This window comes from Acinetobacter lwoffii (genome assembly GCF_022967985.1).
GTDB lineage: Bacteria > Pseudomonadota > Gammaproteobacteria > Pseudomonadales > Moraxellaceae > Acinetobacter.
Genome location: NZ_JALJVC010000002.1, coordinates 47911 through 71942 on the forward strand (window position 1 = coordinate 47911; position 24032 = coordinate 71942).

Genomic DNA, 24032 nt, shown 5'->3' on the forward strand with positions numbered 1-24032 from the left:
CTATTCGCAAGATTAAATCTGAAACTTATCACACAGTGTCAAGAACAAAAAATGTTCGGCATTGTGTTTAAATGTAAGGCATATTAGAGGTAATACGCAAATCAATCTTACCTCTGTTAGTTGAGTGAAGGAATAGTGAAGAAAATAAACAAGTCTTTAAGGCATCTACTCGGCCTGTCCGTGTTAATCAGCATGAGCACGACAAGTTTTGCTGAAATCATTATGAATTCTGGCACGGCAGAGGGCGGTTCCAGCATTAGTTGGTCTTCTGAAGAAGTTAACCAGTTAATGAGCGATGATTTTAATGCCTCTGCCAATGAGCCTTCGCCACCCGGTTCAGCCACAGTGACCACTACTTTGCGTCAGGCCGGCACAGCAGCGCCAATAGCAGTCAAGCCTGCTTATACTGCACCGCAGATTATTGATACCAATCATTTTAGTAATCAACCTTCTGTCAATGCGCGGGCTGCACTGGTCATGGATGCACAAACCGGTGAAGTGCTGTTTAGCAAAAATACCAATACTGCCTATCCGATTGCATCGATTACCAAATTAATGACGGCTGTGGTGATTTCTGATGCACGTCTAAATATGTCGGAAAAAATTACCCTGCAACAGGCTGATTTTTCCTGTTCAGGTTGCAAAAGCTCAAGCTCGACTTTAAGAGCAGGAGACAGCATGAACCGTGCTGAAGCTTTATTATTTGCTCTGATGAAGTCCGAGAACCCAGCTGCTGCCGCTTTGGCACGAACCTATCCGGGTGGTCGATCAGCGTTTATTGCCAAGATGAATGCAAAAGCCAAAGAGCTCGGCATGAATTCTACCCGCTTTATGGAGTCGACAGGTTTGCATCCGGGTAACGTAGCTTCAGCTCGTGACTTGGGAATCTTGGTAAATACTGCTTCTCAATACGGCCTGATTCGCCAGTTCTCGACCACGCCAAGCTATGACTTTAACTTGGGTTATCGTGTATTGAAATCGAATAATACCAATGCCTTGGTACGTAATGGCGGATGGAATATCAATATTTCTAAAACCGGTTTTATTAATGAAGCAGGGCGCTGTGTGGTGATGCACACCACTCTGAATAACCGTCCTGTGGCAGTGGTACTTTTAGGTGCAAACAGCTCACAGGCGCGTACCAATGATGCGACCCGTTTAATGAGTTGGGTTAGCCAGCAACCTAAACGAATCTAATTGATTGGTTCATAAAAAAAACCCTGCACTTGCAGGGTTTTTTTAATTCTGGCCGAAATTACATATTCGACAGAATAGAGTCTTTAACTTGAGTCATGGTCGCATCAATCGACAGCATCACAGCATCAGCACATTGCTTGATGGCAGTGTCTGGATCTTTCAGACCGTTACCCGTTACGGTACATACGATCACTGAACCTTCAGCAATTTTACCCGCTTTAATATCACGGATCGCACCGCCGACAGACGCAGCAGACGCAGGCTCTACGAATACACCTTCATACATAGAAAGCAGACGTTGAGCTTCAAGAATTTCCGCATCAGTCAGTTCATCAAACCAGCCGTTTGAATCACGAACAACCGCTTTAGCATGATTGAAGCTTTGCGGATTGCCGATACGAATCGCAGTTGCAACAGTTTCCGGGTTTTCTACTGGGCCGCCACGAAGGAACGGTGCAGCACCAGAGGCTTGGTAACCTGCCATGATTGGCAAACCTGCCGGTTTAGGACCAGTGAAAGCATCAGTTTCAGCATCGTAAACGACTTGCTCAAATTCTTCTTTCGACTGGTTAGCCACCGCTTCGGTATAACCCATCCAGTGTGCAGTGATGTTACCCGCGTTACCTACAGGCAGGCAGTGATAATCCGGTGCACGACCTAAAGCTTCAACGATTTCATAAGCAATGGTTTTTTGACCTTGCAGACGGTATGGGTTGATTGAGTTTACAATCGTTACCGGTGCCTGATCGGCAACTTCTTTAACCAGACGCATACCGTCATCAAAGTTACCGCGAATTTGCATGGTGATCGCACCATACATCATCGCTTGAGCCATTTTACCCATGGCAATTTTGCCTTCAGGGATGAGCACGAATGCTTTGATGCCAGCACGCGCAGCATATGCAGCCGCAGCCGCAGAGGTGTTACCAGTAGATGCGCAGATGATGGCTTTAGAGCCTTCTTCAACGGCTTTCGTCACCGCCATAGTCATACCGCGGTCTTTAAATGAACCAGTCGGGTTTAAGCCCTCGTACTTCACATAAATTTCAACATCTTTACCAATAATGCGTGGAATATTCTCAAGCTTGATCAGTGGAGTATTACCTTCACCCAAAGAGATCGCACGAGTAGTTGCAGACACTGGTAAACGGTCGCGATAGCGGTCAACTAAACCAGTATAACGATTGGCATTCGACATGATGATGTTCCAATTGTGTGTAGAGCTTGGCAAGGGGAATCCTCCCCTCAACCCGATTAATTATCAAGCGATTCTAAACGAATTCGTACAATTTCGCCATGAATGACGGGTAATGCTTGAATTTGTGAAAGCGCTGCATCCATTTTTGATTCCTTGACTGGATCAGTCAGAATCACGATAGGAATAAGGTCTTTAGATAAACGCGGTTGCTGCATGATCGCATCAATACTGATGCCGGCACGACTGAGAATCGTGGTCACATCGGCAAGCACGCCCATCTGATCTTCGGCATTAATACGGATGTAATAGCCGGTGGTCATTTGTTCACGACTCAAGATCGGTAAATCACTGAGCGCTTCAAAAGCCAGTTGCGGAATGGTGCCTGCGCCGTCTTCTGTGTAAATAATGTCACGGACAATATCAACCACATCGGCAACAACCGCAGAAGCCGTTGGTCCCGCACCTGCGCCAGCACCATAGTACAGTGTTGGGCCGACCGCATTGGCTTGTACCAGAACCGCATTTTTCACACCATTCACATTGGCAATCAGCTGGTCATCTGGAATCAGGGTCGGGTGTACACGGAGTTCAATCCCGGCATCGGTACGGCGTGCAATGCCCAAGTGTTTAATCCGGAAACCGAGGTCTTCGGCATATTTCACGTCTTGTGCAGTGACTTTGCCAATGCCTTCAGTAAAAACTTTGTCAAACTGTAGCGGAATACCAAAGGCACATGAGGCCAGAATCGTCAGCTTGTGTGCAGCATCAATTCCTTCCACATCAAAGGTTGGATCAGCTTCGGCATAACCCAGTTCTTGAGCTTCTTTCAACACATCTTCAAAAGCGCGGCCTTTTTCACGCATTTCACTGAGAATGAAGTTACCCGTGCCGTTAATAATACCGGCCAGCCATTCAATCTTGTTGGCTGCCAGACCTTCACGAATCACTTTAATAATCGGAATGCCACCGGCCACTGCCGCTTCATAGGCAATCTGTACGGCATTGTCTTCAGCCGCTTTAAATAGCTCGTTGCCGTGTTCAGCCAAGAGTGCTTTGTTGGCCGTTACAATATGTTTGCCATGTTTCATGGCTTCCATAATAATTTCAAAAGCAGGATGAATTCCGCCCATGACTTCAACCACGACGTCTACATCAGGCTGACGTACGATGTCCATCAAGTCGGCACTTTGTTTAACCGATTCTGGCAGATCCAGATCAGGACGTGGACGACGGGTGCCTACATGGGTAATTTCAATTTCACGACCGGTGCGACGTTTGATCTCAGCAGCATTTTCTTTTAATAGTTTCAAGGCACCACCACCTACAGTACCAAGACCGAGGATTGCCAGACGAACTGGTTTCACGTCACACTCCAAATTAAACAGTTTTTTACAAGAGCCTAGATCATAGCTAAAAAACCCGCCTGACTCTAGGGTCATTTCAGAATATCTTTATCTATAAAATAAAGTTAAATAACTTATTAAAATGAGTTATTTAAGCCGATTCAATAATTCCGATGTAGACAGGTAACCGCCCAGATAAGTACCTGCTGAATTATAAATGGCAGGGGTACCATTCACACCCATATTTAGACCCATTTGATATTGATCTTGAACAGGATTTTCACACTTCTCTGCACTAATCTGTGCGCCTGAAATCGCCTGGTCAAAGGCACTGCGACGGTCGGCACTGCACCAGATCGCTTCCATGGCTGGCATATGCTGTTCACCACGCGGCCAAGCGATATAACGCACTTCAATGCCTTTGGCATTCATCTCATCCATTTGTTCATGGAATTTATGGCAATACGGACAGCTGACATCGGTAAACACATAGACCACATGCTTGGCTTTGCCTTTGGCTGGATAGACCAGCAAGTCTGCTGGCTTGAGTTCAGCAAAGAGTTTATTGTTGATGCCTGCCTGAAGGTTTTCGCTGACATTGTGCAGCTGTTTGTCACCGAGACGGATCACATCGCCCTGAATCAGATATTTACCGTCACTGGTGACATAGACTGCAGACATGCCTTCCAGACTCACCCAGTACAGGTTCGGCACTTCAGTGGCTTTAATGTCGGTAATTTTGGCACTGATGCCAGCGGTTTTGAAATGCTTTTCCAGCGTAGAAGCCAGACGCTGTTCTGCATTGCGTTCGGTCAGGGTAGAGGCTTCGCCCGTCGCCGGTGCGCTCGCAGTCAACTCTTGCTTTTTATCGTTGTTAGTGGAATTGGAACACGCAGTCAGGCCCAAACCAGCAGCAAGTGTGCAAGCCATAAAAATTTTTGAGCGGGCAAATGTCATAAAAAACCCTTTTCTTCTTGGATTAAAAACAGAGCATTAGCATAACAAAAAAAAATACCCACACGTCAAACTTCTCAGTTTATTCCATCCGGATATGTTTTAAGCTCGTGGATGATGGGTCGCGTGTAGCTGTTGCATCCGTACTTGTGCTACATGGGTATAAATTTGGGTGGTAGACAGATCAGTATGCCCGAGCAGCATCTGTACCACGCGTAAGTCTGCGCCATGATTGAGTAAATGCGTCGCAAAGGCATGGCGCAAGGTATGCGGTGACAGTTCGGACTGGATTCCGGCCTGCAGCGCATAACGCTTAATGGCATACCAGAAATTCTGCCGGCTCATGATACCGCCATGCTGGGTCAAAAACAGATAATCGGTCGAAGTTTTATACAGTTGCGGACGGGCTTCATTCAGATATTTTTCTACCCATTCACAGGCCATTTGTCCCATCGGCACCAGACGTTCTTTATTGCCTTTACCGACAATCCGTAAATAACCCTGTTTTAAATTGATCAGTTCCAGACGCAGGTTAATCAGTTCGGTCACCCGAAGTCCGCAGGCATACAGCACTTCAAACATGGCACGATCGCGCAGCCCTAATGCCGTGTTGATATCCGGGGCATGAATTAAGGCTTCGACATCTGCTTCGGAGAGATCTTTGGGTAAGGCCCGGCCCAGTTTTGGGGTTTTATGTGCAGCCACCGGATTGTCGCTACGCAGTTTTTGCTCACGCAGAAATTTATAAAATGAACGCAAGGCAGACAGGCAGCGGGCAATCGAACGTGGGCTTTTTTGCTGTTTGGTCAGCGCAATCAGTACATCGGAAATATCATCATGATTCCATTCCGGCAGAGGCTTGCTCAGGCATTCTGCACATTGCACCAGATCGGACAAATAGGCATTGCGGGTATGCGGGCTGACTGTTTGTGCAATCAGATAATCACGAAAACCCTGTAAATAACTGAACGTATCAGGAATCTGGACAGGGGCAGGAATACGGGGTTTTTTATTCAGCATAAGGTGAAAGGATCTGATCTGAAAAAGCGATAATCGGGATTGGTATTCTCCACTGTAGTTTAATTTTATGACAGTGTCGATGTGGTATAAGGCTAAATCGAAATGTAATTAATCTTATTTGTTAATTATTCTCATTTGTTTGTATACTGTACAAAATAGTTTAGGAATTTCACGGTGCGTTTGTCTGATTTAAAAGCAAAACAAATTGCCATCATTCGAAAAGTGAGTCGAACAACTGATGGTGAAAGTGCTCTACACGATGTTGTCGCGAGTCGTTTGGAAACTTTAGGCTTTGTACCAGGTACAAAGGTACAGGTCATTACTAAAGGTATTTTTGGTGGAGATCCCATTTTGATTCAAGTTGGATTCACACGTTTTGCTTTGCGTAAATCAGAAGCAGCCAAAATTGAAATTGAACAGGCGGTGTCGGCATGAGTGATACATTACGTATTGCCCTTGTCGGTAACCCTAACTGCGGTAAAACTTCATTATTCAACCACTTAACCGGAACACGCCAAAAAGTCGGTAACTATGCGGGTGTGACGGTTGAACGTAAAGTCGGTACATTTCAGCTTGCCTCAGGCAAAGCGGTACGGGTACTGGATTTGCCGGGAACTTATAGTCTGGATGCAACCAGTCCAGATGAAGAAATCACCCGCAACGTCGTACAAGGTAAAATCGCGGAAGAGCAAGAGCAGGATGCATTTTTGTGTGTGGTAGATGCCACCAATCTGAAATTGCATTTGGGTCTGGTGCTGGAAATGATTGCACTGGGTCGTCCAGTACTGGTCGTGCTGAACATGATGGATGAAGCACGTCGTCGTGGCATGCAGATCAATACCCAGAAGCTGTCTGAACGTCTGGGCGTGCCTGTGGTAGAAACGGTGGCTGTGCGCAATTCAGGGATTGAAAACCTGAAAAATGCGCTAGATCAAGGCAAGTATTCTGTACCACAGACTGAGCTCAGTGGCTTGAAAGGTGATAGTCACCAGCGCGTAGAAAACATTCTGAATGACGTGGTCAATTTCGTCGATCAGGAAGATAAGCGTACCGATTTTCTTGACAAGATTTTTCTGCATCCGGTATTGGGCTTACTCAGCCTAGCTGTAATGATGTTCGTGATTTTCCAGGCGGTATTTGCCTGGGCTGCGCCGTTTATGGATGGCATCGAAACCTTCTTCGGCTGGCTGGGTGAGTTCCTCGGCGAATATATTTCGCATCCCTTACTGAATAGTCTAGTGGTGGATGGGATTATTGCCGGTGCCGGTGGCGTGGTGGTGTTCCTGCCACAGATTCTGATTCTGTTCTTCTTTATTCTGGTACTGGAAGAATCAGGTTATTTACCGCGTGCTGCTTTCCTATTAGATAAGCTGATGTTTAAAGCCGGTTTATCAGGACGTGCCTTTATTCCGTTATTGTCCAGCTTTGCCTGTGCCATTCCCGGCATCATGGCATCGCGGACCATCAGTGATCCACGAGATCGTTTAACCACGATTTTTGTTGCACCTTTAATGACCTGTTCGGCGCGTTTGCCAGTTTATGCCTTGCTAATTGCGGCATTTGTACCCGCACAAACTGTCTGGGGTTTCCTGAATCTGCAAGGTCTGGTGCTCTTCGGTCTTTATATGGCAGGTATCGTAAGTGCCTTGCTGGTGTCTTTTGTGTTGAAATTCTTCCACAAAGATAAATCACAGCACATGCTGCTGATGGAACTGCCAAGCTACCGTTTTCCGGACTTGAAGAACGTTTGGATCGGCTTATTGGATCGCGGCAAAATCTTCTTGAAACGTGTCGGCGGCATCATCTTCGCCTTATCGATTGTGCTGTGGTTCCTGTGTACGTTCCCGCAGCCACCAGAAGGTGCAACCCTGCCGGCCATTGATTATTCATTGGCAGGGATGCTCGGTCATCTGATGCAACCGATCTTTGCACCCCTCGGTTTTAACTGGCAGATCTGTATTGCCCTGATTCCGGCGATGGCAGCGCGTGAAGTGGTCGTTGCAGCACTGGGCACAGTCTATGCGATGTCGGCAGTTGATGAAGATGCGATGTCTGAAGGTCTGGCTGCGCTGATCAGCGGTGGAGGTGATCTGGGCTGGTCAGTTGCGACAGGTTTGTCTTTGCTGGTGTGGTTTATTTATGCACCACACTGTCTGGCGACCTTGGCAACGGTTAAACGTGAAACAGGTTCCTGGAAAACTGTCAGTATTATGACTGTTTACCTGTTTGGTCTGGCATATTTTATGTCATTCCTAACTTATCAAATTGCTTCATATTATTTGGGCTAAATCTCAGCTTGGCCTTGGCCAGTTGAGTTTACTGCATTGTATATGTATGGGAGATTGAGATGATTGAAATTCTAATTGTGACAGCACTGGTGCTTTGGAGCATGCTGGTTGTCTTTAAAAAGGTGTTTCCCAACACCTCTAACTCAGTCTTCCAGAAGTTGTCTGATGCCTGTGCAGCCAAGGGCTGGCAGCGTCTGGCCAAATGGCTGCAACCGGGTATAGCTGCAGGCTGTGGTGGCAACTGTGCCTGCCCAGTTTCAGAAAAAAGTATAGAAGATAAGCCAGCCCAACAAGCGGTGAAATGGAAATAATTTCCTTTTCTGACTGAATTTTAAAAACCGTCATGATCATGACGGTTTTTTTACGCATGGACACAAAAAAAATGTGCAGAAAGGCCAATCAGAAAAGGCATTCAAAACAGCAAAGTGCTACCATTTCGTCAGTTTCAAAATAGACCAAAATATGGGGCGAAAATGTTAATACAACGTGGTGGGTTAAAAGTCGTTGCAGGACTCGGAATATCAGGTGTTGCAGCAGTCAATTTCTTGCATAGTCAGGGCTACCGCGTTGCAGTAACAGATTCAAGAGCTAACCCGCCAGGGCATGACCAGATACCCGCTGAGGTTCAGACCAGTTTTGGTCAGTTTGACGCCGAACTGTTACTTTCTGCAGAAGAAATCGTGATTAGCCCCGGGCTTGACCCTAAACTTCCTGAAATTCAGGCAGCGATTAACAAGGGTATTCCGGTAGTCAGTGAAATCCAGATTTTACGCCGTGCTACGGATAAGCCTATTGTGGCGATTACCGGTTCTAATGCCAAAAGTACCGTGACGACCTTGATTGGCCTGATGGCAGCAGATGCAGGCAAAAAAGTCGCTGTCGGTGGCAATCTGGGGCGTCCTGCGCTAGACCTCACCAAAGATGATCCTGAGCTATATATACTTGAGCTGTCCAGTTTTCAGCTGGAAACCACCTCAAATCTGGCGGCTGAAGTCGCGGTGGTGTTGAACATGAGTGAAGATCATCTGGATCGTCATGGCGATATGATGGGTTATCACACGGCGAAACACCGGATTTTCCAGGGTGTGAAAAAAGTCGTATATAACCGTGATGATTCTCTGACCCGTCCATTGGTACCGGACGTAACACCGATGCAAAGCTTCGGCCTGAATGCACCAGATATGAACCAGTACGGTATTCTCAAGGATACGGATGGCAGCATCTGGCTGGCGCGTGGTCGTGAGCGTCTGCTGAAAAGTACCGAGATGTATATGCAGGGCACGCATAATGTTGCCAATGCCTTAGCCTGTCTGGCGCTGGGTGAAGCGATTGGCCTGCCACTGGAAAGCATGTTGAATACCTTAAAGACCTTTAAAGGTCTGGAACATCGCTGTGAATTCGTTAAAGAAGTGCAAGGCGTACGTTATTATAACGACTCCAAAGGTACCAATATCGGCGCAACCTTGGCAGCACTGGACGGTCTCGGCATGGCCATTGAAGCCCAAGGCGGTAAAGTCGCGATTATTCTCGGTGGTCAGGGCAAAGGGCAGGACTTTAAAGCCTTGCGTGAATCATTAAGCAAATATGCCAAAGTAGCGGTATTAATTGGTGAAGATCGTCCCGTCATTGAAGCAGCGATTGCGGGTACGACTGAACTGATTCATGCGGACAGCTTGCAGCAGGCAGTAGAAATCTGCCAAAAGCACACTCAGGCACATGATGTCGTGCTATTGTCTCCTGCATGCGCAAGTTTTGATATGTTCTCGGGTTATCCTGAGCGTGGTCGCAAGTTTGTTGCGTATGTGAATGAACTCAATTAAGAATAACAAGGATTCGTGATATGGCTGGGTTTGCTCAGACTACGATCAATAAATTAAATCAATTTTATACGCAGTGGATACCTAGAATACCTGCTGAAGTGAATCCACGGAATGTATTGATTTTCTGTGTGTTGGCTTTGCTCTGCATTGGTTCGATCATGGTGGCATCGGCCTCGATGCCCTATGCAGAACGTATGCATGAAAATCCGTTTCACTATATTAGCCGACATGGGATTTCGATTTTTGTCGCTGCCGTAGCAGCTTTTCTGGCTTATAAAATCCCCTTAAAAGTCTGGTTTAATAACACTTTCTTTTTGTGGATTATTACCATCGTACTTTTGGTGGCCGTGCTATTTGTCGGGACGGAAGTCAATGGTTCCAAACGCTGGATTCGGATCGCAGGCTTTACCTTACAGGCTTCGGAAGTCGCCAAAGTGATGATGGCAATTTTTACTGCAGACTACGTGGTGCGCCGTGCGGAAGAAGTACGGAATAATATCAAGGGTCTGGTCCGTTTAAGTGCCATCATGGGGGCTACCGTCGGTTTGATTATTCTCGAGCCTGACTTGGGTGCAACCGTGGTAATTACCTTAACCATGCTTGGCGTGTTCTTTCTGGCGGGTGCGCCGTGGATTCAGTTCGGTGTGGCTTTTATGACCTTGGTCGGCGCATTTGCTGCCGCGATTCTGTTGGAACCGTATCGTCTGCAACGTCTGCTGTCTTTTTCGAATCCTTGGGAAGATCCCTTAGGCACCGGTTATCAGCTCTCTAATGCCCTTATGGCCTTTGGCCGTGGGGAATGGGCAGGGGTAGGCTTGGGGCATAGTATCCAGAAAATGTCTTATTTGCCTGAGGCGCATACCGATTTCATGCTGGCAATTTTGGGTGAAGAATTTGGCTTTTTAGGCATTTCAACCATCCTGATCTTGTCCTTCACCATGCTGGTTTGCTGTATCCGCATTGGACACCGCGCCTTGCAGCATCAATATTTGCGTGCCGGCTATCTGGCTTATGGCATCAGTATCATTTTCCTGTTACAGATTCTGGTAAATGCCGGTATGAATATGGGCATGTTGCCGACCAAGGGTTTGACCTTGCCATTTATTAGTTATGGCGGTTCATCCCTGATTATCTGTGCGGTCATGATCAGTCTGATTCTGAAAATTGATTCGACCACGCGTCAGGTCAATCCAAGCCGCGAAGAATCAAGCTTCTAGATTGGAGTTTCGTCCTGGCTCTGGCTGAGCATGGTCCAGTACCGTGCTCGGCATTGCGGTTCCACAATTGGAACAGGTCACAAAAGCAGATTTAGGCTTGGAAAGTGGAATCAAGGGTATAAAAAATAAAGAAAAATAATTACGCTGCTGTTTTAGCTCATAGCCCGAACGAGTACGGCAGACCGGACACAGAAACTGGCTTTTCTCAATGGTTTTGGTTTTAGGGCCGACGCCAAAAATAAAAAACATACTCTTCTTCCTATCAATTTTTCATTCTAGAAGTCTAGCTTAAGTGAAAAGCTGTTTTTATAAATAGTGACCTTGTAGCTCAGTTGTATGTGGAATCCGCTCAATGTCCCATTGTACTACCGCCTGTTGCAGCATCCGATCGGGAGTGTCCAAATCAACTTCAGCCTGATGCAAAGCCTGAAGTGCCTGTTTTAATAATTGGGGTGCCTGAGTTAAATCCAGTGCTTGGGCCAGATTCTGTTTTGACAGTTTTTGCCCCTGATCATTCATTGCCAGCGGTAGATGCATATAGCTCAGACGCGGATAACCGAGTAACTGTCCCAGATAGATTTGCCGTTCGGTATTATCTAGAAGATCAGCTCCACGTACCGCATGAGTCATACCTTGCAGATAGTCATCGACTACTACAGCCAGCTGGTAATTCATAATGCCGTCACGACGTTTTAAGACAAAATCGCCCAGATCTTTTTTCAGTTCTGAACAGTGCTGACCTTGCAGCCGGTCTTCAAAACAGATTTCAACATCTTCAACTTTTAAACGGATGGCCTGATGCTCAAAAGCCAGACCCAAGTCACGACAGGTATCCTGATAGATATGATTGGAACCGAGCATTTTACGGGTGCATTGGCAAGCATAGACTAGACCTTGCTGACGCAATTGCTGGATGACGTCTTCGTAAATATCTAAACGGTCTTTCTGGAAAATGATTTCGGCATCAGGTTCAAGCTGAAAGGCATCCATGGCACGCAGGATATGCTCTTCGCTGCCGGGATAAATGCGGGGAATATCGGTGTCTTCAATCCGGACCAGCCATGTGCCTTGATTGGCTTTGGCATCGCAGTAACTGGCAACTGCGGTAATGAGGGAGCCAAAATGCAAAGGGCCGGTTGGCGATGGCGCGAACCGGCCCACATAAGCCATCCTGTTGTCCCCCTCCTTTTTTAAAGGAGGGGTTAGGGGAGGATTATTTACAGACATGCTTAACCGTTATTTTGCTTCTCTTTGATCTCTGCAAGGGTTTTGCAGTCAATACATAAAGTAGCCGTCGGACGTGCTTCTAAACGACGCAGACCAATCTCGATACCACAAGTTTCACAGAAACCATAGTCATCATTCTGGATTGCTTCGATCGACTGTTCGATTTTACGAATCAGTTTACGTTCACGGTCACGGGTACGTAACTCAATCGCAAACTCTTCTTCCTGAGTCGCACGGTCATTCACATCTGGAAGAGCAGTATTTTCGTCTTGCATCGTATTCAGGGTACGATCCACTTCTGACATCAACTCAGCTTTCCAAGCCAGCAAGATTTGGCGGAAATGCTGAAGCTGACCTTCAGACATGTATTCTTCATTTTTTTTAGGTTGATAAGGTTCAATACCAAATAAGCTAGCAGTAGAACCACCGTCAGTCGTTTTAGGCTTAGATTTGCGTACGCGCTTTGCAGCTTTCTCTTCTACAACATCAGTTTGATTGTCTAAGACTTGATTTTGGTTGTCATTCGCCATTTAGGGCATTCCTCATCTATGCGTATGATTGCTACGCAAAAAATATGGTGATATGCAGTTTTTTATCCACCCTGTAGAAAGATTATCCTCCTATGGGGGCCGTCATCATATAGACTTTTTATGCTTATTGATAGTCTTTGATGTCTGGACTATGCATATCACATTTCCTTTGGTTGCAATAAAGTAATGCAAAAAAAACAAATTGAAAAGTTAATAACCTGAAATTTCGGTATTAATATTTTGCTGGCTCAATGCCACCCGTTCAATATAGGTATCAAACTCACCATTTTGTTGCAAATGTAATACACGATAACCTGGTGCCGCCTGATCTAGCGCGAAATCTTCACTTTTAGGTTTAAACTGCACACTGGTCGATGGCGTGGATAAAAAGTAGATGCCATGCCATTCGTTGCAGGAATCCTGATGCACATGACCAAACAGAACCAGCTTGATATTATGATGCCGAGCCAGTACATCTTTTAAATCTTCAGCATTTTTCAGCCGGTGCTGATCAATCCAGTACGATTTCATCGCAAAAGGATGATGATGGCAAGCGACAATGACATGCTGATGCTTAAATTCAAGCAATAATTGGTCCAATTGATCGAGTTGAGCTTGTTCCACCCAGCCATCGATCTTGCCTTGAACGGCACTATTTAACAGGATCATGGTCCAGGTGCCAAAATGAATGGCATGTACCTGATTCGCATGCTGGTGAAAAGGGAACACCCGAGAATCGTCATGGTTACCTGGAATCTGATAATACGGCACGTTTAAAGACTGGACAAATGCTAAATAGCGTTGATAAGTCTGCTCGACCGGCACCTGTGCCAGATCACCGGTATGAATCAGTGCATCCATTTGGGGAAAGCGCTGTTGGATCTGCTGCATCACTTCATGAAAACTCTGCTCGGGATTCATCCGGGCAAATTCCAGCTCTTCCCGATCCATCAGATGAGTATCAGAAATCTGGATAATAGTCCAATCCGGCTGTGTGTTTATGCTTGACTGCTGAAAACTCATGTCTTTCCCCTTAGACATATTCCTGCAGTATGAATATGTTGTTGCAACCATTGCAAGGCCATAATGACAGGTGCATTTCTTAAGCGACCATTCGTGAGCAAGGACGGAATATCGGCATAATCCAGAATATGCAGCTGGATATTTTCACCTTCATCTGGCATGCCAAAAATACCGCCCTGTTCAGGCAATTCAGTTTGGGCCACATATAAATGAAACAGTTCGGAACATGCACCTGCGGAAGGATAGAAGCTGAAAATGTGCTGTAGCTCATCCAGAGTACAGCCTGATTCTTCGAGTGCTTCGCGACGGATGCATACTTCGGGTGCTTCATTGCCATCCAGAACGCCAGCAATCACTTCGAGTTGCCAAGGAGAGTCGATATCATCCAGTCCGCCAATCCGGAACTGTTCGATCAGGCCGAATTTCTGCTGTTGATGATTGTACATCAGCACACCCGCTGCTTCTGGCCGATGAATCAGCTCACGTTGCAAAATAGGGGTTGAGCTTTCCTGATTAAATAAACGGTGTTTCAGGCTGACTTTTTCTACCTGAATAAATCCCTGGTACAAGAACTCACGTGCCTCTACGCTAAAGTCTTTTTTATTATAAGAGGCCTGTTTAATAATATTCATATGCTCAGATAGAATGAATTGATTTATTTTCATCCTATCTGAGTTTTTTTTGAAGACAACTGTTTTTTTTACAGTTTTATAGTTTGTGGTATAAATTTTGACCAGAGTTGTGGAAGCTGGCTTTCATCTGATTCATGCCGGCTTCAATTTCGGCCTGAGAGCTTGCCGGCTGATCAGGATTGGCCTGTTGACTGGCATAATCACGAACATTCTGGCTAATCTTCATTGAACAGAACTTTGGTCCGCACATGGAACAAAAGTGCGCGGATTTATGCGCGGCTTTCGGCATGGTTTCATCATGCATGCTGCGCGCCGTGTCCGGATCCAGACTCAAGTTAAACTGGTCTTCCCAGCGGAACTCAAAACGCGCCTTGGACAGGGCATTATCCCGGGCTTGCGCACCCGGATGACCTTTGGCCAGATCGGCTGCATGTGCGGCAATCTTGTAGGTAATAATACCGTCTTTGACATCCTTTTTATTGGGTAAACCGAGATGCTCTTTCGGCGTCACATAACACAGCATTGCGGTGCCGTACCAGCCAATCATCGCGGCTCCTATTGCCGAAGTAATATGGTCATAACCCGGTGCGATATCGGTGGTGAGTGGCCCCAAGGTATAAAAGGGTGCTTCTTTACAGACTTCCAGTTGCAGATCCATATTTTCCTTGATCATATGCATCGGGACATGGCCCGGGCCCTCAATCATCACCTGAACATCATGCTCCCAGGCACGGTGGGTCAGTTCGCCCAAAGTTCGAAGTTCGGCAAATTGCGCTTCGTCATTGGCATCCTGCACACAGCCCGGACGTAGGCCATCGCCGAGACTAAACGATACGTCATAAGCTTTCATGATCTCGCAGATTTCATCGAAATGGGTATACAAGAAGTTTTCCTGATGATGTGCCAGACACCACTGCGCCATGATCGAACCGCCACGCGATACGATACCGGTCAAACGGTTGGCAGTCAGCGGTACATATCTTAAAAGCACGCCGGCATGAATGGTGAAATAGTCCACACCTTGTTCAGCCTGTTCAATCAGGGTGTCTTTAAAGATCTCCCAGGTCAGGTCTTCGGCCACACCATTGACTTTTTCCAGTGCCTGATAGATCGGTACGGTTCCAATTGGTACAGGAGAGTTGCGGATAATCCATTCACGGGTTTCATGAATATTCTGGCCGGTCGAGAGGTCCATAATCGTATCTGCGCCCCAACGTGTCGCCCAGGTCATTTTCGAGACTTCTTCTTCGATACTTGAACCGAGTGCAGAATTACCAATATTGGCATTGATTTTGACCAGAAAATTACGCCCGATGATCATCGGTTCCAGTTCCAGATGATTGATATTGGCCGGAATAATTGCACGTCCTGCAGCGACTTCCTGGCGGACAAATTCAGGGGTGATTTCAGTCAGGTTTTTTGCACCAAAATTCTGGCCCGGATGCTGGCGCATATCGACACCATCGAGTTGACGCAGATTTTCACGAATGGCGATGTATTCCATTTCCGGAGTGATGATGCCTTGCTTGGCATAATGCATCTGGGTGATGTTGCGGCCGCATTTGGCTTTGCGAGGTTTCTGGATATGGGCGAAACGGATTGCGGCGGTACGGATATCGCGTAAACGCTGGCGACCAAATTCAGAACTGAGCTGATCCAGAATTTCGCTATCGTTGCGCTGTTCAATCCAGCTTTCACGAACATTCGGCAGACCTTTGTTCAGGTCAATCGTCACGTTGGGGTCGGTATACACACCCGAGGTGTCATAGACCATCAAAGGTGGATTATGTTCGCCGCCCAGACTGGTCGGGGTTTCACTTAAGGAAATTTCCCGCATGGGTACCTGAATATCAGGACGGGAACCTTGCAGATAGACTTTACGTGAAGCGGGTAGAATTCGCGTTAAATCGCGTGCTTCCTGTTCATGAGCAGAGAGAGTAGTTTCAGAAGAAAGATTCGTTAACTGGTTCATGGCTATGATCCTTATGAATGACATCAACGAATCAAGCACGACCAAAAACGTAGGCAGATTTATCCTGAACAGATAAAGCAAGGGCTGGGTTTTTAGCTGGCTTGATTCCTACGCAGGTATTAACCTGATCAGGTTCAACGGTACTCATGCTCAATTCCTGATAATGATAAAAGGAATCACATGATCTCAGCGAGGCATTACTCGCGCTCCGTCAAGCGAGGCTAAAGCTTAGCTCAGTTTAGGCAGAATAAACAGGTCTAAATCGCTCAACTTTAAGCGAGGATTGATTTAGACATGGTCCTACTGATTGAAGGTGAAACTGATCCCAACTAGATACAGATGGCATCGGTAAAGCAGTTCTTATCGTATTTTTGTGAGGGCGGGCTGATCTGGGCATAGTACAGAATCTGTTCTGCTTCCGAGCGGTTTCTATAATCGGCAGGCAAGACTTGTTGGCGCTGTTCCGGAGTCATGTCCAGAAATTCCAGAAACAGGCGTGCCTGTGTGGACAGCGTTGATTTCTGGCCGTTTGATAGTCCAATAATAGTTTCCAGATGACTGGTATCCACAGCATAACGATCGCGATAATCTTCCGACACCGGGGATTGCTCGGTACCTCTAAACAGGAAATAGGTATATTGCTTCAGCAGATATTCAGCATCGCGTTTATAACTGCTATTCGGATAAGTCTTGAGATAGTCTTCCCAAAGCAGACTGCGGGCTGCAATATCAGCGGCTTCAATCTGCAGGCGTTTTTCCACCAGCACCGGTTCCATATTCTGTTCCGCCAGATTTTCAATAAAGGCTTTTTCAGCGGCCGGTAAATAAGGGGCAAAAATACGCGCCAGATATTCCGGACTGCGGCGATAATGTAAAGTGCCATCCCCCAGATCCAGCAGTTCTACATAAGCCTGCCCCTTGTGTTTTAACAGATACTGGTCACGTGAGGTGAGCTGTTGAAAATGCGCATGCTGAATGGTCGGATGCTGGGCCATTTCCAGTGCATACTGCTCAAAGGCGCGTTGCTGGAACTCGGTGCGATCCACCTTTAAAAAGTGCTGATACATTTCGGTAGAGCGCTGCATCAGGTGCTTCTGCTCCGCCAAGTCCATCAACGGCAGGCATACTTTAAGATCCTGATTAATCTGCTCCAGCGCAAACGTCGTGCGCTGGTCATTAATCTGGGACATATTTTTTTCAATATTTTGGCACATGAGGCTAAAGTCATTGACTGGACTTTGCGTTTGCTTTGCCTCAGTCTGTTCGACCTGGATCTGTGGATCTGAAGGCTGTTGGCAGCCCCCAAGAAGCAGCACGCTACCAGCAATCAAACAGGCTTTGAATATCGACGGGAATGGCATTAACACTATGCTTCAGGACTCTGTATATAGGTGAATTCAGAAAATAACGGCCTTACTGGGAGGTATATTGTATAGGTCAAATTAAAATACTATGTTTAGTATTGTGAATTGCTTTGTTACATTGCAGACAGAGATCTTGAAAATTGAATTAATCGTGAATAAAACGCGATAGTTATATTAAAAAGTTAATAAAAATCATACGTAAAAATTCAAGAGATCTCTTTAGTATGGCTTAGCTTAAAGCGCCAGCATTTTTTGATCTGAATGGCTGTTAGGGATGAACACTATAAAATGAAACTAAAACTCAGTGTCATGGCGGGGATATTGGCAAGTAGTCCGGCAGTTTTTGCACTGGATTTGCAAGAAGCCTATGCGCGCGCCCAGCAAAATGACCCGAACTGGCAGGCGAATGTGTTGCAGTATCAGGCCGATCAGCTCAATCTGGGGATTGCCAGCGGCAATTTGCTGCCGACCGTGTCCCTTTCAGGCAATGTCACCCGTAAAAACCAGTCCGTCAACAACTCAGAGTCTGAAGGTTTGCCTGCTGAATTTGGTGAGTTACAAAGTTCCAGTACAACCAGTCGTCAGGTGACGGTTACTGCACGTCAGCCTTTATTCCGCTGGGATGCCTGGCAAGGCTATAAGCAGGTCAAGACCTCGGTCGAACTGAGTGAAGTCAATCTGCGCTTGCAAAAACAGCAGCATATTTTACAGGTGGCCGAAGCCTATTTTAATGTCTTGCGTCAGCAGTCTTTGACTACGGCCTATTTACAGGAAGAGCAGGCACTGTCTGAGCAGTTACGGATGATGAATGCTAAGCTCAAAGAAGGTCTGGTAGCGCGCAGTGAGGTCAGTGAAGCCAATGCCCAGTATCAGAGTGCCCAGGCCAACCGGATTTCGACCCAGGTTCAGCTGGTACTGGCCCAAGAACAGCTGGCACAGTTAATCGGCCCTTATCAGGAAAATCTGGCGGTATTACGCAACGATTTCCAGTTCCAGAAACCGGTTCCAAGTGATATGCAGTCCTGGACCGAATTGGCACAAAGCCAGAATCTGAATATTCTGCAAGCGCGTCTGCAAAAGCGCTATTCTGAAGATGCCAAACGGGTCGAGCAGGCTGCACTCTATCCGCAGGTCGAAGCGGTCGGAACCTATGGCTATTTAAAGCAAAGTCCGGCCACGATTATGTCCAGCAATGGAGATTTCGACCAGATAGGTGTGGAAGTGAACTGGAATGTATTTAGCGGTGGACGCACACAAAAAAGTATCCGTCAGGCCGGTGTCAATGTGCAAAAAAGTGAAGCGCAACTGGATGCAGCCATCCGTAAAGCCAATACCGATGTGAAACAGTCCTTTATGCAGGTAGAAACCGATCAGGCCAAACTGAATGCACGTAAAGCCGCGATGGACTCTTCGGAAATTGTCTCACAAGCGTCCAGAGCCCAATATCAGGAAGGCTTAAAAACCATGGTCGATGTGTTGCTGGCACAGCGTAATGCCTTTTCTGCCAAGACCGATTATTTGAATGCCAAATATGATTATCTGTTGCATGTGCTGCAATTGCAGGCCTCGGTCGGGCAGTTAACCGAAAAGGAACTGGCAGAGCTGAATGCCTGGCTGATTGAATAGGATTCGCCTCAGCCTCTATGAGGCTACTATTGTCATCAAACTTTCATCATAGATATGCTTTAATATGATTTATTATTGATCATTGTCCTCTATCGTTCAGGAGTAGCTTTCCTTGTGTCCAAATAATCCTGTATTAAGTCATCACATTTCTTCGCAATTTAATGAAGAACTGCAGGACGTAAATACCAAATTCATGACGATGGGCGGACTGGTAGAACAGCAGGTAGCTAATGCCATTCATGCCCTATTGGACACAGATGTCTCAATGGCAGTAGATGTGCAGTTTCAAGATAATGTCGTCAATCAGATGGAACGAGATATTGATGAAGCGCTGACCCTGATTCTGGCGCGCCGTCATCCTGCCGCGATTGATTTACGTATGGTGCTTGCCATGTCCAAGGCCAATACCGATCTGGAACGGATTGGCGATGAAGCCTCGAAAATAGGCCGAATTGCACAAAGCTTATGTGAAGAGGGCGGCTCACCGCGCGGTTATATGGAAACCCGGCATATTGGCAACCAGGTGCGGGTGATGATTCATGATGCACTGGATGCTTTTGCGCGTCTGGATGTAGATCAAGCTTTGAAGGTCATGTTGGCAGATGCGGATATTGACCGTGAGTATCAATCAGCCACACGTACGCTTATGACTTATATGATTGAAGATCCGCGGCATATCAGTCGTGTCATCAATGTATTATGGGTGCTGCGTTCGCTAGAAAGAATTGGCGATCATGCCCGGAATATTTCGGAACAGGTGATCTATATGGTCAAAGGTTTTGATGTGCGTCATACCAGCGTTGAAGAAATTGAACAGAAAGTTCAGCGTTAAACGTTCCAGACTTAAATAAAAAAACCTCCAGCTCGGAGGTTTTTTATTGGGATAGAAAAGCTAACTATGAGTTTCTTCCTCAGCATCATCTTCAAAAGTTTTGGCAATTTTTTCAATATTTAGGCTCTTGGCCATCGCATCAAAGATTTCCTTATATACGCCTTGCTGATGATAAAGCTGATCGTGTTCACCATGTTCAGCAATCGTTCCTTCTTTCATCACATAGGTATAATCTGCATCAATAATCTGCGACAGGCTATGCGAAATGATGATCACGGTACGGCCTTGCTTGATCTGGTCCAGACTTTGTTTGATCTGTTCCGTGGCAATTGCATCCAGACTCGCCGTCGGTTCATCCAGAAAAATGATTGGTGGATTTTTCAGGAACATCCGTGCCAAGGCAATCCGTTGCTGCTGGCCGCCAGACAGCATCAAGGCATCGCTGTCATAGCCATCCGGTAACTGTAAAATCTGCTCATGAATCGAGGCTTTTTCTGCCGCTTCAATTACATCCTCCATTGAGGCAGTAGTTTTGCCGTAGCGGATATTGTCAAAGATGGTGCCCTGAAAAATATGGTTTTTTTGCAAGACCAGACCAATATGATCGCGTAGATATTGGGTGTCATAATCTTTCAGATTAATGCCATCCAGTTTGATCTGGCCTTGCTGCGGTTCATAAAATTTATCCAGCAGACTGATCAGGGTGGATTTTCCGGCACCCGATAAGCCCACCAAGGCGGTAATTTTATTGGGGCGAATTTCCATATCAATATCTTTCAGAGCATGGTGGCCGTTTGGATAATAAAAATTCACGCCACTGAGTTCAAACTTGCCTTGGACAACCGGTTTCTGCTGACCGCTTTGTTCAATTTCATCATCGGCTTCCAGAATCTTGAAAAAGCTTTCTGAATAGATCATGGCATCATTCACTTCATCATAAATCCGGTGCAGGGATCGGATCGGGGCAGAGACATTGTTAAATAGCAGCACATGAAACATGATCATGCCGATACTCATCTGGCCATCCAGCACAAAGTAGGAGGTTAGAATAATGATCAGTACAATCCCGATCTGTTCCAGAAAAGTTTTCAGGCCATCAAACAGGAAACTGGTCTGGCGGGTTTTCATCTGATTGTCGGTCAGTTCGCGCTGTAATCCCAACTGCTTTTCCGATTCAATCGATTCACGGTTAAAGGATTTGATTACGGTAATCGAATTGATGATGCTGAGAATGCCTTGACTCTTTTTCTCCCGGCCATCGCGAAGACTGCGGCGCCAGCCCCCGAGTTTTTGCGCCTGTTTATAGGTCAGCCAGAAATAGATCGGGACAATGGCAGTTGCAACCAGACCGACATAGACATTGGCATAGTACATCAACCCCAAAGCCACAATGGCACTGGTAAATAACGGTAAAATATCAATGAAAAAGATCTGTACCAGACGGGTCAGTGAGCCAATACCACGGTCAATCCGGGTCTGTAATTTACCGGCCTGATTATTTTCCTGATTAAAAAATTCCAAACGATATTTTAAAAACTTTTCAATAATCCCTTGGGCCAGATCCTGAGAGACAAAAATTCGCAGTTTCTCTCCATAGAACTTCTGCCCGAACTGGACAAAGGCATTAATAATTTCTTTGCCGAGCAAAATTGCCGAAATCGTGATCAGAATATGCCAGCCTTGCTCCAATCCTTGACCGGCTTCGAGTAGCGAATTGATGCTGTCGACCGCATATTGCAAGGTAATGGCATTGACCTGTGCGGTGAATGAACCAATCAGGGTCAGAATCAGCGTGGCAATCACCAGCAACCGGTAAGGCTGAACAAAGGGACGAAGTTTCTGAAACAGCTGCCATAAGTTCATAAAAGGATTATTTTTATTGTGAAAGTTGAATTCAGTCTAGGCAGGAATCATGCCAGCCACAAGCATAAATGTTGTAGTCATTTGTGAAGAGCAGTTGTAATCCTTTAGGTCGAATGTCAGTATTTTCATGTGGATACTGGATCTGATTGATATGACGCTCGATTTATTTGCACCCCAGCCGCAAGCCAATGTATTACCTTTTGATGGGGTAGTGGAGGATTATGGCTTGATTTTGGATGAGGAACAAAGCCAGCAGTATCTACAGCATTTTCTCAGTCAGCTGGCCTGGCAACATGATGAAGTGCATTTATTTGGCAAGCACCATGTCACCGGTCGCCAGGTGGTCTGGTATGGCGATGAACATTATCAGTATCGTTATTCTGGTACGCTCAAACAAGCTCAGGTATGGACACCCGGATTATTCCGTTTAAAGCAGCATATTGAAATTCTGGTCGGTCATCCCTTTAATTCCTGTCTGGCCAATTTGTATGAAGATGGTTCCCAAGGCTTGGGCTGGCATAGTGATGATGAGCCGGCGTTATATACAGGTACTTCTCGGGAAAATGTCATTGCTTCTCTGAGTCTGGGAGCCACCCGCAAAATGAGCTTTAAGCATAAAATTCGCAGTGATAAAGTCGATGTACTGTTACACAGTGGACAACTGATTGTGATGCGAGGTGCGACACAGCAACACTGGAAGCACAGTATCAGCAAAACCAGCAAAGTTTTAACACCAAGAATTAACCTGACTTTTCGTTATTTTTATCCTTAAGAAGCATTTTGGAGCATAAAAAAGCACCCTAAAGGATGCTGATTAAAAAATTTTCAAAACAGATTAAGGCGTGATTCCAGCAGGATGGCGATACCAGCTTTCAATCAACAAGGTAGCCGCAATACTGTCGGCAGAGAGTTTTTTGCCGCGACCTTGAGCCTGATAATGATCCAGTTCATCGCGTGCTTCACGGGTAGTCAAACGTTCATCTACCATCCAGGTTTCAATATTGGTCTGATGACGTAAACGGCGGGCAAATTTTCGCGCCCGTGTCGACAGCTCGGATTCACTATCATCCATATTCAATGGCAAACCGACCAGAAATAAATTCGGTTGATGGCTTTTCACGATTTTGAGCAGTTCATCCCAGTTGGGGATACCATCTTTCATGGGAAATAAGGGCAGGGGATTGGCACTTGCAATCAGGGATTGTCCAACTGACATTCCCATTTTTTGTGTACCAAAATCAAACGCCATAATGGTTTGTAGCACGTTTACATCAGGCATGTCCAATCTCGGAAGATAACCAGTTGCGGTCTACACCCATTTTTTTATAGGCAGCGTCCCAACGGTCGTTATAAGGGAGGTTAAAAATCAGATCCATATCGGAATCACAAATCAGCCAGTCACCACGGGCAATTTCCTGTTCCAGCTGGTGTTTGCCCCAACTGGCATAACCGAGGGCAATCTGATAGCGACCGACCCCTTCATTATGCGCAATGGCATCCAGAATATCTTTGGAAGTGGTAATGCAGACATTTTCACCTACGGCGATGGAGGAATGCCAGGTCGGCTGACCAGTATGCAAGACAAAACCGGCCTCAGGGCGTAAAGGGCCGCCTTGTAATACTTCATGCGGATTGACATTGTCTGCTTCAATATCAAGATCATTCAGCAATTCTTTAATTTGAATGCCGGCAGGTCGATTGATAATGATGCCTTGAGCACCATCTTCATCATGACGCGCGAGATAAATGACCGTCTGGGCAAAAAAATCATCATTCGCATGCGGCGGTGCAATCAGACAACGATGTGTCAGAAACTGTTTGGTCACCTGAGCAGTTCTCCCAAAGTCAGTATGCTATGCAGTCTGAAAAGTAAAGCATGGCCTACGGGCCTAATTGCAATCACTTAAACAGCGGCTTTCTTCCTGC

The 24032-nt window shown here is 46.2% G+C and carries 23 protein-coding genes and 1 riboswitch; of the genes, 9 read left to right on the forward strand and 14 right to left on the reverse strand.

Annotated features, from left to right (window positions below):
- The first annotated feature begins 135 nt into the window (after positions 1 to 135).
- Entirely contained in the window at positions 136 to 1197 is a 1062-nt protein-coding gene (locus MWG72_RS01655) for a serine hydrolase (protein WP_247143096.1), read from the forward strand.
- A gap of 58 nt (positions 1198 to 1255) precedes the next feature.
- Here the strand turns inward: MWG72_RS01655 and thrC are convergent, their stop codons facing one another.
- The 4 genes from thrC to xerD form a co-directional block, all read right to left on the reverse strand.
- Positions 1256 to 2395, reverse strand: coding sequence for a threonine synthase (gene thrC / locus MWG72_RS01660; RefSeq protein ID WP_005248423.1), 1140 nt, complete (start codon positions 2393 to 2395; stop codon positions 1256 to 1258).
- Between the two features lie 56 nt (positions 2396 to 2451).
- Positions 2452 to 3759 (reverse strand): homoserine dehydrogenase, encoded by a 1308-nt coding sequence (locus MWG72_RS01665; protein WP_034438395.1) that lies wholly within the window; start codon positions 3757 to 3759, stop codon positions 2452 to 2454.
- Between the two features lie 126 nt (positions 3760 to 3885).
- A complete protein-coding gene (locus MWG72_RS01670; protein WP_005101478.1) occupies positions 3886 to 4695 on the reverse strand; it encodes a DsbC family protein in 810 nt (269 codons plus the stop codon).
- 99 nt (positions 4696 to 4794) lie between these two features.
- On the reverse strand, positions 4795 to 5712 hold the full coding sequence (gene xerD / locus MWG72_RS01675) for a site-specific tyrosine recombinase XerD (protein ID WP_247143097.1): 918 nt from the start codon (positions 5710 to 5712) through the stop codon (positions 4795 to 4797).
- A gap of 174 nt (positions 5713 to 5886) precedes the next feature.
- On the opposite strand from xerD, the gene MWG72_RS01680 reads away from it, so the two are divergent.
- The 5 genes from MWG72_RS01680 to ftsW all read left to right on the forward strand — a co-directional run bounded on the left by MWG72_RS01680 (position 5887) and on the right by ftsW (position 11037).
- Positions 5887 to 6147 carry a FeoA family protein gene (locus MWG72_RS01680; RefSeq protein ID WP_004281065.1) on the forward strand — a complete coding sequence of 87 codons (261 nt, stop codon included), beginning with the start codon at positions 5887 to 5889 and terminating at the stop codon, positions 6145 to 6147.
- Positions 6144 to 8000, forward strand: a complete 1857-nt coding sequence (gene feoB / locus MWG72_RS01685; protein WP_247143098.1) for a ferrous iron transporter B — start codon at positions 6144 to 6146, stop codon at positions 7998 to 8000. Before MWG72_RS01680 ends, feoB begins: the two co-directional genes overlap by 4 nt.
- A gap of 59 nt (positions 8001 to 8059) precedes the next feature.
- Positions 8060 to 8311, forward strand: a complete 252-nt coding sequence (locus tag MWG72_RS01690) for a DUF6587 family protein (RefSeq protein WP_247143099.1) — start codon at positions 8060 to 8062, stop codon at positions 8309 to 8311.
- 162 nt (positions 8312 to 8473) lie between these two features.
- On the forward strand, positions 8474 to 9820 hold the full coding sequence (murD, locus tag MWG72_RS01695) for a UDP-N-acetylmuramoyl-L-alanine--D-glutamate ligase (protein WP_247143100.1): 1347 nt from the start codon (positions 8474 to 8476) through the stop codon (positions 9818 to 9820).
- Positions 9821 to 9840: 20 nt separating this feature from the next.
- Positions 9841 to 11037 (forward strand): putative lipid II flippase FtsW, encoded by a 1197-nt coding sequence (ftsW, locus tag MWG72_RS01700; protein ID WP_004281069.1) that lies wholly within the window; start codon positions 9841 to 9843, stop codon positions 11035 to 11037.
- On the opposite strand, the gene MWG72_RS01705 is transcribed toward ftsW, so the two are convergent.
- The 7 genes from MWG72_RS01705 to MWG72_RS01735 form a co-directional block, all read right to left on the reverse strand.
- Complete coding sequence (locus tag MWG72_RS01705; protein ID WP_004281070.1) at positions 11026 to 11286, reverse strand: zinc ribbon domain-containing protein; 261 nt, start codon at positions 11284 to 11286, stop codon at positions 11026 to 11028. The genes ftsW and MWG72_RS01705 overlap by 12 nt on opposite strands.
- A gap of 57 nt (positions 11287 to 11343) precedes the next feature.
- The gene (gene gluQRS, locus MWG72_RS01710; RefSeq protein ID WP_247143101.1) at positions 11344 to 12264 is read right to left on the reverse strand and encodes a tRNA glutamyl-Q(34) synthetase GluQRS; all 921 of its coding nucleotides are present in this window, start codon (positions 12262 to 12264) and stop codon (positions 11344 to 11346) included.
- Between the two features lie 2 nt (positions 12265 to 12266).
- A complete protein-coding gene (dksA, locus tag MWG72_RS01715; RefSeq protein ID WP_004281072.1) occupies positions 12267 to 12794 on the reverse strand; it encodes an RNA polymerase-binding protein DksA in 528 nt (175 codons plus the stop codon).
- 210 nt (positions 12795 to 13004) lie between these two features.
- Positions 13005 to 13817: a metallophosphoesterase gene (locus MWG72_RS01720; protein ID WP_004281073.1), complete on the reverse strand. Its 813-nt coding sequence runs from the start codon at positions 13815 to 13817 to the stop codon at positions 13005 to 13007.
- Entirely contained in the window at positions 13814 to 14449 is a 636-nt protein-coding gene (locus MWG72_RS01725) for an NUDIX domain-containing protein (RefSeq protein ID WP_247143102.1), read from the reverse strand. Before MWG72_RS01725 ends, MWG72_RS01720 begins: the two co-directional genes overlap by 4 nt.
- Before the next feature lie 76 nt (positions 14450 to 14525).
- Positions 14526 to 16421, reverse strand: a complete 1896-nt coding sequence (gene thiC, locus MWG72_RS01730; protein ID WP_247143103.1) for a phosphomethylpyrimidine synthase ThiC — start codon at positions 16419 to 16421, stop codon at positions 14526 to 14528.
- Positions 16422 to 16509: 88 nt separating this feature from the next.
- Positions 16510 to 16642, reverse strand: a riboswitch (TPP riboswitch).
- A gap of 108 nt (positions 16643 to 16750) precedes the next feature.
- Entirely contained in the window at positions 16751 to 17782 is a 1032-nt protein-coding gene (locus MWG72_RS01735) for a hypothetical protein (protein ID WP_247143104.1), read from the reverse strand.
- Between the two features lie 291 nt (positions 17783 to 18073).
- Here MWG72_RS01735 and abuO point away from each other — a divergent pair, with 291 nt between their 5' ends.
- Together abuO and phoU are read left to right on the forward strand one after the other, a co-directional pair.
- Complete coding sequence (abuO, locus tag MWG72_RS01740) at positions 18074 to 19411, forward strand: multidrug efflux outer membrane protein AbuO (RefSeq protein ID WP_247143105.1); 1338 nt, start codon at positions 18074 to 18076, stop codon at positions 19409 to 19411.
- Between the two features lie 112 nt (positions 19412 to 19523).
- Positions 19524 to 20243 (forward strand): phosphate signaling complex protein PhoU, encoded by a 720-nt coding sequence (phoU, locus tag MWG72_RS01745; RefSeq protein WP_005108465.1) that lies wholly within the window; start codon positions 19524 to 19526, stop codon positions 20241 to 20243.
- A gap of 60 nt (positions 20244 to 20303) precedes the next feature.
- On the opposite strand, the gene MWG72_RS01750 is transcribed toward phoU, so the two are convergent.
- Positions 20304 to 22106 (reverse strand): ABC transporter ATP-binding protein, encoded by a 1803-nt coding sequence (locus tag MWG72_RS01750; protein WP_114541455.1) that lies wholly within the window; start codon positions 22104 to 22106, stop codon positions 20304 to 20306.
- Positions 22107 to 22257: 151 nt separating this feature from the next.
- Between MWG72_RS01750 and MWG72_RS01755 the strand changes: the two genes are divergently transcribed.
- Positions 22258 to 22878 (forward strand): alpha-ketoglutarate-dependent dioxygenase AlkB family protein, encoded by a 621-nt coding sequence (locus tag MWG72_RS01755; RefSeq protein ID WP_213686750.1) that lies wholly within the window; start codon positions 22258 to 22260, stop codon positions 22876 to 22878.
- Between the two features lie 63 nt (positions 22879 to 22941).
- Here MWG72_RS01755 and ruvX read toward each other — a convergent pair whose 3' ends face one another.
- Together ruvX and MWG72_RS01765 are read right to left on the reverse strand one after the other, a co-directional pair.
- Positions 22942 to 23385, reverse strand: a complete 444-nt coding sequence (gene ruvX / locus MWG72_RS01760) for a Holliday junction resolvase RuvX (protein ID WP_247143106.1) — start codon at positions 23383 to 23385, stop codon at positions 22942 to 22944.
- A complete protein-coding gene (locus MWG72_RS01765; RefSeq protein WP_004281085.1) occupies positions 23378 to 23932 on the reverse strand; it encodes a YqgE/AlgH family protein in 555 nt (184 codons plus the stop codon). The genes ruvX and MWG72_RS01765 overlap by 8 nt, the downstream gene beginning before the upstream one ends.
- Between the last annotated feature and the right edge of the window lie 100 nt (positions 23933 to 24032).

What these genes read in the sequence shown, in the direction of transcription:
- thrC (WP_005248423.1), bottom strand. Translation starts at nt 2,395, where the DNA reads ATGTCGAATGCCAATCGTTATACTGGTTTAGTTGACCGCTATCGCGAC.
- MWG72_RS01670 (WP_005101478.1), bottom strand. Translation starts at nt 4,695, where the DNA reads ATGACATTTGCCCGCTCAAAAATTTTTATGGCTTGCACACTTGCTGCT.
- xerD (WP_247143097.1), bottom strand. Translation starts at nt 5,712, where the DNA reads ATGCTGAATAAAAAACCCCGTATTCCTGCCCCTGTCCAGATTCCTGAT.
- feoB (WP_247143098.1), top strand. Translation starts at nt 6,144, where the DNA reads ATGAGTGATACATTACGTATTGCCCTTGTCGGTAACCCTAACTGCGGT.
- MWG72_RS01690 (WP_247143099.1), top strand. Translation starts at nt 8,060, where the DNA reads ATGATTGAAATTCTAATTGTGACAGCACTGGTGCTTTGGAGCATGCTG.
- murD (WP_247143100.1), top strand. Translation starts at nt 8,474, where the DNA reads ATGTTAATACAACGTGGTGGGTTAAAAGTCGTTGCAGGACTCGGAATA.
- ftsW (WP_004281069.1), top strand. Translation starts at nt 9,841, where the DNA reads ATGGCTGGGTTTGCTCAGACTACGATCAATAAATTAAATCAATTTTAT.
- MWG72_RS01705 (WP_004281070.1), bottom strand. Translation starts at nt 11,286, where the DNA reads ATGTTTTTTATTTTTGGCGTCGGCCCTAAAACCAAAACCATTGAGAAA.
- gluQRS (WP_247143101.1), bottom strand. Translation starts at nt 12,264, where the DNA reads ATGTCTGTAAATAATCCTCCCCTAACCCCTCCTTTAAAAAAGGAGGGG.
- dksA (WP_004281072.1), bottom strand. Translation starts at nt 12,794, where the DNA reads ATGGCGAATGACAACCAAAATCAAGTCTTAGACAATCAAACTGATGTT.
- MWG72_RS01720 (WP_004281073.1), bottom strand. Translation starts at nt 13,817, where the DNA reads ATGAGTTTTCAGCAGTCAAGCATAAACACACAGCCGGATTGGACTATT.
- MWG72_RS01725 (WP_247143102.1), bottom strand. Translation starts at nt 14,449, where the DNA reads ATGAATATTATTAAACAGGCCTCTTATAATAAAAAAGACTTTAGCGTA.
- thiC (WP_247143103.1), bottom strand. Translation starts at nt 16,421, where the DNA reads ATGAACCAGTTAACGAATCTTTCTTCTGAAACTACTCTCTCTGCTCAT.
- MWG72_RS01735 (WP_247143104.1), bottom strand. Translation starts at nt 17,782, where the DNA reads ATGCCATTCCCGTCGATATTCAAAGCCTGTTTGATTGCTGGTAGCGTG.
- abuO (WP_247143105.1), top strand. Translation starts at nt 18,074, where the DNA reads ATGAAACTAAAACTCAGTGTCATGGCGGGGATATTGGCAAGTAGTCCG.
- MWG72_RS01750 (WP_114541455.1), bottom strand. Translation starts at nt 22,106, where the DNA reads ATGAACTTATGGCAGCTGTTTCAGAAACTTCGTCCCTTTGTTCAGCCT.
- MWG72_RS01755 (WP_213686750.1), top strand. Translation starts at nt 22,258, where the DNA reads ATGACGCTCGATTTATTTGCACCCCAGCCGCAAGCCAATGTATTACCT.
- ruvX (WP_247143106.1), bottom strand. Translation starts at nt 23,385, where the DNA reads ATGCCTGATGTAAACGTGCTACAAACCATTATGGCGTTTGATTTTGGT.